Origin of the sequence: Nocardia sp. NPDC047038 (assembly GCF_040644075.1) — a bacterium.
In the GTDB taxonomy this organism is placed as follows: domain Bacteria; phylum Actinomycetota; class Actinomycetes; order Mycobacteriales; family Mycobacteriaceae; genus Nocardia; species Nocardia sichangensis.
The window spans coordinates 66,428-78,202 of the sequence record NZ_JBEYVQ010000005.1; the positions used below are offsets into that span (position 1 = coordinate 66,428).

Consider the following 11,775-nt stretch of genomic DNA (forward strand, 5'->3'; position numbering starts at 1 on the left):
GTCGGAGCAGGCGTCGGCGGAGTGGTCGGATCGTTGGGAGCCGCCCCCGCCGGCGCAGCGAAGAGAGTGGCCACGGCAGCCGCTGTGGCCAGTGGCAACGAGGTGCTCGCCATCGCTCGCTGCGCCCGACTCGGCTTACGATGTTTCACTTTTCGCAATTCCCTTCCCGGGTGCGGCCCGGCAGGCCGCATTCAGTTGTCCCTGGGTGAGACGCCTGACCGTCGAACGACCCGGGCCGTTCGGTCGTGCCGATTTGGAAAGGACCCATCCCCCCACACCGAACTCCGCGACCGTCCTTCGATCGCATCTCTGCCGAGAGTGAACCACATGTGCGCATATTGGGCAACGCAGCGAATAGCCAAGGGTGGCAAGAGCGCCCGCGTCCCGCGCCCGCACCGAGCTAACCGGGCCTGATGTCCGGGATCGGACACGGCACCGGATGCGCCGAACCGAGCTCAGTCCAGGTCGTCGTGTCGCATCAGCAAACGCGCCGCCTCGGTCACCGAACCGGTGAGCGACGGGTACACCGAGAAGGTCTGGGCCAAGTCGTTGACCGTCAGGTTGTTCTGCACCGCAAGGGCGATCGGCAGGATCAGTTCCGAGGCGATCGGCGCGACGACGACACCGCCGATCACCACGCCGGTCGCGGGGCGGCAGAAGATCTTGACGAAACCGCGGCGCAGCCCGGACATCTTGGCGCGCGGATTCGTGTTCAGCGGCAGCATCACCGTGCGCGCGGGCACCTCACCGTTGTCGATCGCGGTCTGGCTGACGCCGACGGTCGCGATCTCCGGCCGGGTGAACACCGCGGAGGCAACGGTCTTCAGACGGACCGGGCTGACGCCTTCCCCGAGCGCGTGGTACATCGCGATGCGTCCCTGCATCGCGGCAACCGAGGCCAGCGGCAGCAGGCCGGTGCAGTCCCCAGCGGCGTAGACGCCCGGCACCGACGTGCGCGACACGCGGTCCACCCGCAGATAGCCGCCGCGGTCGAGTTCGATGCCGACTTTCTCCAGCCCGAGGCCCGTGGTGTTCGGTGTCGAGCCGACGGTCATCAGCGCGTGCGAGCCGGACACGGTGCGCCCGTCGGAAAGCTTGACCACGATGCCGTCGGCGGTGCGCTCGACGGCGTCGGCGCGTGCGTGCTTGACCAGTTCGACGCCGCGCTCGGCGAGCGCGTCCTCCAGCACGAGCGCCGCGTCGGCGTCCTCGCCGGGCAGCACGCGGTCGCGGCTGGAGACCAGCTTCACCCGCACGCCCATCTCGGTGTAGGCGGAGACGAACTCCGCACCCGTCACGCCGGAACCGACGACCACCAGGGTCTCCGGCAGCTCTTCGAGGTCGTAGAGCTGCCGCCAGTTGAGGATCCGCTCGCCGTCCGGTTCCGCGCCCGGCAGCACCCGCGGGCTCGCGCCGGTCGCGATCAGCACGACCTCGGCCTCGATGATCTGCTGCGCGCCGTCGGCCAGCTTGGCCAGCACGCGGTGCGCGGCCACGCCGCTGCCCGGATCGATCAGCTCGCCGTATCCGGCCAGCACGGTCACCCCGACGGTCTGCAGTTTCGAGCGGATATCGGAGGACTGCGCCAGCGCCAGCGCCTTGACGCGCGCGTTCACCTCGGACAGCTGCACGTGCGCCTGGGCCGGGTCGAGGGTGATGCCCAGATCGCGAGCACGGCGCAGGTCGGTGCGCACGCCGGTCGAGGCGATGAAAGTCTTGGAGGGAACGCAGTCCCACAGCACGCACGCTCCGCCGATGCCGTCGGAATCGACCAGCGTCACCGACGCTCCGTGCTGGGCGGCTACCAGGGCCGCCTCATAGCCGGCCGGTCCGCCACCGATGATCGCGATGCGGGTCATTGATACCTCCGCTCGTGCTTCGCGCCGGGATCTCCGGCACGGGGTAAACGTTATCCGGCAACCACCTCGCACGATCGACCGCGTTACCGGTGCGCAACAGTTCCCCGCCGGGCGGCGCGCCGCAGGTGCGGCAATCGAACGCGGTCTGCGAAGGTTATTGGCTACCCTTTGCTGGTGCCGATCTATGCCGCCTATGGGTCCAACATGGACTCGACGCAGATGCTCGAGCGCTGTCCGCACTCCCCCATGTCCGGGACGGGCTGGTTGGAGGGCTGGCGGCTGACCTTCGCCGGTGACGATATCGGCTGGGAAGGGCCTCTCGCGACGGTCGTCGAGGATCCCGGTTCCCGGGTGTTCGTCGTGCTCTACGACGTGTCCCCGGAGGACGAGCAGCGGCTGGACCGCTGGGAGGGCTCGGACTTCGGCATCCACAAGAAGATCCGCCTTCGCGTGACCCGCAACGGCGACGGTGGCGACCCCACGCTGGCCTGGCTATACGTGCTGGATGCCTATGAGGGCGGCCTGCCGTCCGCCCGCTACCTGGGCGTGATCGCCGATGCCGCCGAAAAGGCCGGTGCGCCAGAGGATTACGTGCACGCTCTACGCACCCGCAACAGCCGCAACGTCGGCCCTGGCAACTTCGGCTGACCGCGCGTCACGCCGCAACGCCTGCGGTGTGGCCGTACCCTCTCGGTCGGGCCGGACCACTGTCACGCTCACGGCCTCGTCGAGTGCGAGGCCATCGAGCATCGTTCGCGGCCCGGCTCGCGTCCGAGGGGGCGAAGCGCATGCGCCGCACGCGCGAGTCTCGCCCACTCGGACGCGAGCCACAAAAAGGCCGCGAACACCCAGCGCCGAAGGCGCTGGAGGTCAGACAGAGCTCGCGCCGAGCGCGAGGTTGCTCAGCACCCGGACGCCGACCGCGAGCGCCCGCTCGTCGATGTCGAAGGTCGGCTGGTGCAGATCCAGCTGCTCCCCCTCGCCGGACCAGACGCCCAGGCGCGCCATCGCGCCCGGCACCTCCTCCAGATACCAGGAGAAGTCCTCGCCGCCGCCGGACTGCGGAGTGTCGGCCAGCGCGTCGGGGCCGAGTGCGCGAATGGCGTCCTCGAAGATGCGGGTGGAGTGCTCGTCGTTGACCACGGGCGGCACGCCGCGCCGGTAGTTCAGCTGGTAGCGCACGCCGGTCGGGGCGAGCAGGCCGTCGACGATCTCCCGCACCATCGGCTCCAGCAACGACCAGGTCGCGTGGTCTCCGGTGCGGATGGTGCCGGTGAGCATGCCGGTCTGCGGAATGGCGTTCGGCGCCTTCCCCGCGCTCACCGCGCCCCACACCATCACGGTGCTGGTGCGCGGGTCGATACGGCGGCTGAGCAGGCCGGGCAGGCCCGTGATGACCGAGCCGATGGCGTAGACCAAGTCGCTGGTCAGGTGCGGACGCGAGGTATGGCCGCCCGGCGAGTCGAGCACCAGCTCGATGGTGTCGGCGGCGGAGGTGATCGCGCCGACGCGGATGCCGATCCGGCCGACCTCCAAGCGCGGATCGCAGTGCAACGCGAAGATTCGCTCCACCCCGGCCATCGCGCCGGCGGCGACCACGTCGATCGCGCCTCCCGGCATGACCTCCTCGGCGGGCTGGAAGACCAGCCGCACGCCGACCGGCAGCTCCGGCACCTCGGCCAGCGCCAGCGCCGTGCCGAGCAGGATGGTGGTGTGCGCGTCGTGGCCGCACGCGTGCGACACGCCGGGGACCGTCGACGCGAAGGGCAGTCCGGTGAACTCCTGCAGCGGCAGCGCGTCCATGTCGGCGCGCAGGCCGACCCGCGGTCCGTCCGGTCCGAGGTCACAGATCAGGCCGGTGCCGCCGGGCAGCACCTGCGGCGTCAATCCCGCCTTGGTCAGCCACGCCGAGACGAACTCGGTGGTGCCGAACTCGGTACGGGACAGTTCCGGGTTGGCGTGGATGTGCCTGCGCCACTGGACGAGGTCGACCGTGTGATCGGCCAGCCACGACTCCACCGCTTCCCGCCCTGATCCCCCGGTTTCCGACACTGCGGAGCTGCCGGGGCCCTCCGTGGCCACACGGATGCCCGCTGCCGGGCCCGTCGCCGGCGCCGCAGAACGGCCGGTTGTGCTCACCGAATGTCCTCCTGTCGTTGAACTAGCCGTTGCAACAACCTGTCTCTATGGATGTCATCGCGGGCGACGGTGATTGCGGTACGCGTGAGCGCGAGCGCACCGTCGAGGACCGCACGATCCGCCGAGGCGTTGACGCTGGCCGCGGCGAAGCCTGGCTGATGTGTCACCGCACCACCGGCATCAATGCCGATGACCGGGTGAATGCCCGGAATGACATTGGTGACGTTTCCCATATCGGTGCTGCCCAGCGGCCGCTGCGCCTCGAACTCCGGAGCGAGCGGCACGCGTCCCAATCCGGTGAGCTGCTCGCGATAGACGAGCAACAAGTCCGGATCCGGGGTCAGCTCGGTATACGTCGGCGCGAGCGTCCGGATTTCGTGGGTGCAGCCGGTCGCGAGGGCGCCCGCCTCGAAGCAAGCCGACGCTCGTCGCATCAGATCGTCGAGGGATGCGGAGTCGACTGCGCGTAGGTAATACAGCAGTTCCGCACGTCCGGGCACGATGTTGGGAGCTACGCCACCGTCGCCGACTATACCGTGCAGTTGCTGGCCGGGCAGGAGATGTTGCCGCAGCAACCCAAGGGCCACCTGCGCGACGGTGACCGCGTCGCCCGCGTTGCGTCCCTGCTCCGGCGCCGCGCTTGCGTGCGCCTCGCGCCCGTGGAAAACCACCGACACATCGGCCAGAGCCAGCGAGCGGGCGCCGACGATGTCGAGCGGACCCGGATGCACCATCATCGCCATCGCGACGTCGTCGAACACGCCGCGTTCCAGCATGAGCACCTTGCCGCCGCCGCTCTCCTCGGCCGGTGTGCCGAACACCAGCACGGTGAGATCCAGTTCGTCCGCGACCTCGGCGAGACCGAGCGCCGCGCCCACCGCGGAGGCGGCGATGACGTTGTGTCCGCAGGCGTGGCCGATCTCGGGCAGCGCGTCGTATTCGGCGCAGATGCCGACGGTCAGCGCGCCGCTGCCGTAGCGCGCGCGGAAGGCCGTGGGCAGCTCGGCCACGCCCAGCTCGATCTCGAAACCGCGCTCGGCCAGCGGCGCGATCGTCTTGGCGACGCTGCGGGTCTCCTCGAACGCCAGCTCCGGTTCGTCGTGAATCGCGTGCGAGAGCGCGATCAGCTCGGCGGACGCGGCGCGGATCGCGGCGTCACCGCGAGCGGTGGCGTCGACCTCGCAGACTGCGTTGCCGTCGTGCTGCGCTTCCTGGCGCCCGCTGCGCGATGGTGGCATGCAACACAGTCTCGCACTGTGTTCGATTTGCCGCGCTTTCGCGCGGCGTGTTCGCGGCCCCTTTGTGGCTCGCGTGTGCGCGGACCTGGGCTGTCCGTGAAGGCGGGTCAGTTCGTGGCGAAGGCCAAATTTTCCGGAGTGGTCGGTACCGCGAGGCCGGCCAGTGCTTTTGCGTGTAGGGCGCGCTTGATCACCGACAGGTTGGGCCTGCGGTTGCCGGCCAGCGACGCCGCCCGCTGGACGGCGGTCGCGAGCAGCTCGTCGGCTTCGGCCTTGCCGTCCACAATGCCCGCTGCGATCGCCTCGTCGGCCGGGTAGCGGTGGCCGGTGGTCATCGCCTGCACGCAGACCTGGTTGCTCAGCCGCTCGGTGAGCAGGGCGTTCATCCCGATGGTGAACGGCATGCCCAGGTGCACCTCGGGCAGGCAGTAGAAGCCGCGATCGGCGCGCATCACCCGGAAATCGTGTGAGGTGGCCAGCATGGCGCCCGCGCCGAAGGCATGGCCGTTGATCGCGGCGACGGTCGGCAGCGGGAATGCGAGCAGGCGGGTGTAGAGCGAGTGCACGCGGTCGAGGTAGCCGTGCATCTTGTCCAGGTTGCCGAACAGCCAATCGGTGTCCAGACCGTTGCTGAAGAACTTCCCGGTCGCCGTCGTCACCAGCGCGGCGGGCCCAACGGAACTCTCGACCTCGTCCAGCAGCCCGTGGAACGCGTCGATCCAATCCGGGTGGAAACGGTTCTCGTTGTCCGTCTCGCCCTCGGACCCGAGGTAGACGACGAACACTTCCCCTTGGCGTTCCAGATACGGCATGCGGTGCAGCGTAACGGGCCACCGCCCGATCCCCTACTCACGGGTAGCAGTCGACTGCCGACCGCGACGATCGACCCCTCGCAGGTATCCCCCCGACCGACCTTCGGGCAAGCGAGCAGTCCGTCGGACAACCGTCCCACCCCACCGCGTGGCCTCCACTCGCGCAGACCGAGGCAACCCCGAGCAGGCGCTCTTCGCGGCCCGGCTCGCGGAAACCAAGCGCCGCAGTCATTGGAACAACCCAGCCCCGCTCACGTTTGCGGTAAGCGGGCCGAGCCGACAGCCGGCCAGCCCACTGCAGAACGCATGCGGGGTAGCGAGCTTTGCAACCGACGCGCCCAGCGCACCCCGACCACGTCTTTCGAGCGAAACGAGACCGAGCATCCGCCGTCACGGCCCGGCTCGCGTTTGCGCAGCCGCCGCGTCCGCGACGAAGGAGCAAGCGGCGGTCGCGCACACGCGAGCCATAAGAGGGCCGCGTACACCCAGCGCCGCAGGCGCTGGATATCCACTATCGTGACGATCATGCTTGCCGAACAGGCCGCCGAGGCGATCGCCGAACGTACGGGAGTGTCACGCCACCGGGTCGCGGTGGTGCTGGGGTCCGGCTGGCAGGACGCGGCAGCGGAGATCGGGGCGCCGCGGGCGTCGGTGTCGATGCCGGAGCTGCCCGGTTTCGGGAAGCCGACCGCGCAGGGCCATGTCGGCATGATCCATTCCGTCCAGGTGGACGACAACGCGGTGCTGCTGTTGATGGGCCGCCAGCATCTCTACGAGGGGTATCAGCCCGCCGATGTGGTGCACCCGGTGTCGGCGGCCGTGGCCGCGGGCGCGGAGATCATTGTGCTGACCAACGCCGCGGGCGGTATCCGCTCGGGTCTCCGGGTGGGTGAGCCGGTGCTGATCAGCGACCATCTGAACTTGACCGGCCGCACGCCGCTGGCAGGCGCGACGTTCGTCGACCTGGTCGACGCCTGGGATCCGGAGTTGCGGGCGCTGGCCAGGGAGATCGACCCGAGCCTGGCCGAGGGCGTCTACGCGGGGCTCACCGGGCCGCAGTACGAGACGCCCGCCGAGATCAGGATGTTGCGCACCATCGGCGCTGATCTGGTCGGCATGTCCACGGTGCTCGAGGCCATCGCCTGCCGCGCGCTCGGTGCGCGGCTGCTGGGCATCTCGCTGGTCACCAACTTGGCCGCGGGGGTCACGGGCGCGCATCTGTCCCATGCCGAGGTGCTCGCCGAAGGCCACGCCGCCGCGCCCCGCCTCGGCAAACTGCTGCGCGGCGTGCTGGAACGGGTGTAGATGCTGCGCTTCGGCACGGCAGGCCTGCGCGGGCCGCTGCGCGACGGCCCCGACGGCATGAATGTCACCACGGTGAGCCGGGCGACCGCCGGCCTCGTGGCGTGGTTGCGTGATCGCTGCCTCGGGGGCGGCGCGGTGGTCGTCGGCCGCGACGCCAGGCATGGTTCCGCCGAGTTCGCCGCGGCGACCGCGGAGATCTTCGCCGCCGCGGGCTTCCCGGTGACGCTGCTGCCGCGTCCGCTGCCCACGCCGGTGGTCGCGTACGCGGTGCGTGAGTTGGGCGCGGTCGCGGGCGTGCAGATCACCGCCTCGCACAATCCGGCCACCGACAACGGCTACAAGGTCTACCTCGACGGCGGGTCGCAGTTGATCGCCCCGGCCGACGCCGAGATCGAGCGCTGCATCGAGGCGGTCGCCGAGCCGATCGACCGCGTGCCGGTCACTCCCGCCGACGACGACCTCGTGCGGCGTTATCTCCACCGCGTCGCCGGACTGCCCGCCCGGATCGGCGGATCCGGCGCGCGCGCCGGAATCCGGATCGCGCTCACTCCGCTGCACGGCGTCGGCGGCGAACTCGCTGTCGAAGCGCTCCGCGCGGCGGGTTTTCCCGATGTCCATGTGGTCGATGACCAGTTCCGGCCGGACCCCGACTTCCCCACCGTCGCGTTCCCGAACCCGGAGGAACCCGGCGCGACCGATCTGCTGCTCGCGACGGCGGCACGAGTCGGCGCCGACGTGGCGATCGCGCTCGACCCGGACGCCGACCGGTGCGCGGTCGGCGTCCCGCGGCCGGACGGTGGCTGGCGGATGCTGCGCGGCGACGAGACCGGCGTGCTCCTCGGCGACTGCGTGCTGCGCACCGCCCCGGATGATGCGCTGGTGGCGACGACCATCGTGTCCTCGCGGCTGCTGTCGAAGCTGGCGCCCGCGCGCGGCGGCCGCTACGCGGAAACGCTCACGGGATTCAAATGGCTGGCTCGGGCGGGCGACGGCTTGGTGTACGCCTACGAGGAGGCGATCGGCCACTGCGTCGACCCGGCGGCGGTCCGGGACAAGGACGGCATCTCCGCGGCCGTGCTGGCCGCCGACCTGGTGGCCCGGTTGAAGGCCGCGGGCCGCGACCTGAACGACGAACTCGACGACTACGCGGTGGAATTCGGCCTGCACGCGGGCGATCAGGTGTCGTTGCGACTCGCCTCGGCCGCGGCGGCCGCCGCCGCGGTCGAGCGGTTGCGGACGGATCCGCCGCACGAGATCGCGGGCGAGCCGGTGGAGTACACCGATCAGCTCCGCGTACGTGGCCGGATGCGCACCGACGCGCTGATCTTCCAGGGTGTTTCGTCCCGCGTGGTCGTGCGCCCTTCCGGCACCGAGCCGAAGCTCAAGTGCTATCTGGAGGTGGTCGAACCGGTCGGCTCGCGCGCCGATCTTCCGGCCGCGCGAGCCGCCGCACGCGAACGCCTCTCGGCGCTGCGCGACTTCTGCCGGAAATTCTGACCCGCAGAGGTTCAGCGCGGGCCGAATTGCCTGTCGCCCGCGTCGCCGAGACCGGGCACGATATAGGCGTTCTCGTTCAGGCCCGCGTCGACGACGGCGGTGACCAGCCGCACCGGCAGGCCCGAATCAGCCAGTGTCGCAATGCCTTCCGGAGCAGCGACGACGCACACCGCGGTGATGTCGGTGGCGCCGCGTGCCGCGAGCAGCTCCAGGGTGTGCCGCATCGAGCCGCCCGTGGCCAGCATCGGATCGAGCACGAAGACCGGCAGCCCGGCCAGATCCGCGGGCAGTGATTCCATGTAGGGCACCGGCAGGTGCGTGTCCTCGTCGCGGGCGAGACCGACGAATCCGATTCTGGCGTCCGGGATCAGCTCGGCGGCCGCGTCGACCATGCCGAGTCCGGCGCGCAGCACCGGGACCAGCAGCGGCGGGTGGGCCAGCCGGACGCCTTCGGTGGGAGCGACCGGGGTGACGATCTCGAAGCGCTCCACCTCCGCGTCGCGCAGCGCCTCGTAGATCAGGATTCCGGTCAGATCACGCAGTGCGGCACGGAAAGCCGGATTCGGTGTTCGCTCGTCCCGCATGGTGGTGATCAGGGCGGCGACGAGTGGATGGTCCACGGTGTGGGTGCGCATGAGGGAACGATAAGGTCGGTCGCGGACGCCCCGCCGGACGCCACCGGACTTTTTTCCGAAGCGGCGGAACCGAAACGGAACAGCGCGCGTCGAACCAAGTGGATGACGTACTCTGCCTGGGAACAACAGATGGGGGAAGCTCTGATGCGAAAGATGTCGGCGGACACCGAAGGCATCGCGGCCTACGGTGCGACCGCGCACGTCATGGCCGGTGAGATGGCGGCGGCGGGGGTGAGCGCGGCGGCGGCCGAGCCCGCGTTGCTCGGCCCGATCATGGGGTTGATCGGCGGTGACTTCATGGCGGCCTACGCCGCGGCGCACGCCGGGCACGTGGCCTCGATCGGGCAGCTGTCGGCGGTGCTGACCAGCATGGGCGGCGCGGCCACCGGGTCCGCGGCCGTCCTCACCGAAACCGACGCCGCCCACGCCGGAGCGCTGCGGAGCGCGGCCACCGAGCTGGAGTGAGCGCGTGATCGATGTCAACGCACTGGCCCAGCCGATCCTGGACCTGCTCGCCAGCTTCGGCAGCGGTGTGCTGCCCGCGGGCGGTCCCACCGACGCGCTGCGCAGCACCTCGACCGTGGTCGACCAGATCCATCAGATGGGCCGCGACAGCATCAACGAGATGAACGCCGCGTGGGACGGCCGCGCCGCCGACGCGGCCACCGCGAAAGCGCTGCGCGTGCAGACCACCGCCGCCACCATCTCCGATCGCGGCAACGACATGGCCACGGTCGTGAACCAGGCCGCGGGCGAGGTCGAGACAGGTCAGAAGGAACTCACCGACATCGCGCAGTCGTTCGTGAACACCGCGGCGAGCATGGGTCCGGTCCTGGCGACGCCGGAGGGTCTGACGGTGCTCGTCGGCTCGGCGATCGACCACCTCAACCAGGCGCTCAACGTCGTCGGTCGGGTGCAGAACGAATTGCAGACGCACACCGCGTCGATGAACGACCTGACCCCGCCGCCGCCCACCACGTCGCTCGCCGGTGTGCCCGCCGCCGGCGTGCAGCAGGCAGCGTCCGCCGCGTCCGGCGTGCTCAACGGTGCGGGTTCGTTACTGAGCACCGTGATGGCCACACCGCTGCAGTCGCTGTCCTCGCGCAGTTCCAGTGGCACGCCCGGCACGTCGTCGGGTACGCCCCGGCCGGACACCGGTTCGTCGGGGGCGCCCGACGACGGCAAGGGCGTGAAGATCACGCTGCCCGACGGCAGCGTCGTGGAGGCCCCCAACGAACAGGCCGCCACAGCGGTCCGGTCGGCGATCGGCGCCGTCGGCACGCCCTACGTCTGGGGCGGCAACAGCCCGGGCGCCGGATTGGACTGCAGCGGGCTCACCAAATACGCCTACGGCGAGGCGGGCGTCGACCTGCCCCGGCTCGCGGCCGACCAGGGCAACGGGGCCACACCGGTGTCGGCCGGTGACCTGATGCCAGGCGACCTCGCGATCTGGGACGGCCACGTGGCCATGGTGATCGGCAACGGGCAGTTCGTCGAGGCGGGTGACCCGGTCCAGATCAGCTCGATTCGAACGGAGAACTCAGGCATGGACTTCCACGGCTTCTACAGGCCGACGGCATGACCCGACCCCAAGTCCCGAATGTCACGGTCGCGGCCAGCAGCAACCGGTCGGGCACCATCTCGGTGCGCGCCACCGACCAGGGCATGCCGGTGGAGATCAAGTTCGAGCGCAGCGAATACCGCTACGGCGCACAGTCGCTCGCGAACGAGATCCTGCGGCTCACCCAGCGTTCCGCCATCGCGGCGCGGGCGCGGCGGCGCGAACTGCTCGCCGAGGCGGGCATGCCCTCGGACATCCTCGACCGGCTCGGCCTGCCCACCCGCCAGCAGGCGGTGGACGAGCTGGACCGGATCGACGACGCGGACACGGGACCGACGAGCTGGATGAGGCCGGTATGAGTGCGGAAATGGACGCCCTGGTCACGTCGGCCACCCAGAAACTGGAGGCGCTGGAAGCCGCGCTGTACGGACTGAAGCAGGTACGAGGGCGGTTCACCTCGGAGGACGGCGCGGTGAGCGTCGAGGTGAACAGCGATGGCGCGCTGGTCGGCCTGACCTTGGCGGAAGCGGTCACCTCGCTGCCGCCCGCGGAGGTCGGACAGTTGATCGTCTGGGCGTGCAGACAGGCCGCCGAGGACGCGGGCGCACAGCGGTCCAAGGTCGTTGCGACACTGAACGAGTCGTTCGTCCCCGCGGCGGAGCCGCCCGCGGGGACGAATGGGGGCGGGCCGGATAGTGCCTGACGCGGAAGGTCGATAGGCTTCCGCAC

The 11,775-nt window shown here is 70.2% G+C and carries 12 protein-coding genes; 7 read left to right on the plus strand and 5 right to left on the minus strand.

The window, feature by feature from the left end:
* Positions 1 to 455: 455 nt before the first annotated feature.
* On the minus strand, positions 456 to 1,859 hold the full coding sequence (locus ABZ824_RS19790; RefSeq protein WP_355081358.1) for an NAD(P)H-quinone dehydrogenase: 1,404 nt from the start codon (positions 1,857 to 1,859) through the stop codon (positions 456 to 458).
* Between the two features lie 174 nt (positions 1,860 to 2,033).
* Between ABZ824_RS19790 and ABZ824_RS19795 the strand changes: the two genes are divergently transcribed.
* On the plus strand, positions 2,034 to 2,507 hold the full coding sequence (locus tag ABZ824_RS19795) for a gamma-glutamylcyclotransferase (RefSeq protein ID WP_195088143.1): 474 nt from the start codon (positions 2,034 to 2,036) through the stop codon (positions 2,505 to 2,507).
* Between the two features lie 222 nt (positions 2,508 to 2,729).
* On the opposite strand, the gene ABZ824_RS19800 is transcribed toward ABZ824_RS19795, so the two are convergent.
* The 3 genes from ABZ824_RS19800 to ABZ824_RS19810 form a co-directional block, all read right to left on the minus strand.
* Entirely contained in the window at positions 2,730 to 3,911 is a 1,182-nt protein-coding gene (locus ABZ824_RS19800) for a M20 family metallopeptidase (protein ID WP_356964885.1), read from the minus strand.
* 83 nt (positions 3,912 to 3,994) lie between these two features.
* Complete coding sequence (locus ABZ824_RS19805) at positions 3,995 to 5,236, minus strand: M20 family metallopeptidase (RefSeq protein ID WP_356964648.1); 1,242 nt, start codon at positions 5,234 to 5,236, stop codon at positions 3,995 to 3,997.
* A 107-nt stretch (positions 5,237 to 5,343) separates the two neighbouring features.
* Positions 5,344 to 6,048, minus strand: a complete 705-nt coding sequence (locus tag ABZ824_RS19810; RefSeq protein ID WP_356964650.1) for an enoyl-CoA hydratase-related protein — start codon at positions 6,046 to 6,048, stop codon at positions 5,344 to 5,346.
* 525 nt (positions 6,049 to 6,573) lie between these two features.
* On the opposite strand from ABZ824_RS19810, the gene ABZ824_RS19815 reads away from it, so the two are divergent.
* Positions 6,574 to 7,353 (plus strand): purine-nucleoside phosphorylase, encoded by a 780-nt coding sequence (locus ABZ824_RS19815; protein WP_355079110.1) that lies wholly within the window; start codon positions 6,574 to 6,576, stop codon positions 7,351 to 7,353.
* Positions 7,354 to 8,850 carry a phospho-sugar mutase gene (locus tag ABZ824_RS19820; RefSeq protein ID WP_356964651.1) on the plus strand — a complete coding sequence of 499 codons (1,497 nt, stop codon included), beginning with the start codon at positions 7,354 to 7,356 and terminating at the stop codon, positions 8,848 to 8,850.
* An 11-nt stretch (positions 8,851 to 8,861) separates the two neighbouring features.
* Here ABZ824_RS19820 and upp read toward each other — a convergent pair whose 3' ends face one another.
* Positions 8,862 to 9,485, minus strand: coding sequence for a uracil phosphoribosyltransferase (upp, locus tag ABZ824_RS19825; protein WP_355079106.1), 624 nt, complete (start codon positions 9,483 to 9,485; stop codon positions 8,862 to 8,864).
* 144 nt (positions 9,486 to 9,629) lie between these two features.
* Between upp and ABZ824_RS19830 the strand changes: the two genes are divergently transcribed.
* The 4 genes from ABZ824_RS19830 to ABZ824_RS19845 are packed head-to-tail and all read left to right on the plus strand — an operon-like array spanning position 9,630 to position 11,749.
* Positions 9,630 to 9,950, plus strand: a complete 321-nt coding sequence (locus tag ABZ824_RS19830; RefSeq protein ID WP_355079104.1) for a hypothetical protein — start codon at positions 9,630 to 9,632, stop codon at positions 9,948 to 9,950.
* Positions 9,951 to 9,954: 4 nt separating this feature from the next.
* Entirely contained in the window at positions 9,955 to 11,067 is a 1,113-nt protein-coding gene (locus tag ABZ824_RS19835; protein ID WP_355079102.1) for a C40 family peptidase, read from the plus strand.
* Complete coding sequence (locus tag ABZ824_RS19840) at positions 11,064 to 11,405, plus strand: hypothetical protein (RefSeq protein WP_067803443.1); 342 nt, start codon at positions 11,064 to 11,066, stop codon at positions 11,403 to 11,405. The genes ABZ824_RS19835 and ABZ824_RS19840 overlap by 4 nt, the downstream gene beginning before the upstream one ends.
* Positions 11,402 to 11,749 (plus strand): YbaB/EbfC family nucleoid-associated protein, encoded by a 348-nt coding sequence (locus ABZ824_RS19845; RefSeq protein ID WP_356964653.1) that lies wholly within the window; start codon positions 11,402 to 11,404, stop codon positions 11,747 to 11,749. The genes ABZ824_RS19840 and ABZ824_RS19845 overlap by 4 nt, the downstream gene beginning before the upstream one ends.
* Positions 11,750 to 11,775: the final 26 nt, after the last annotated feature.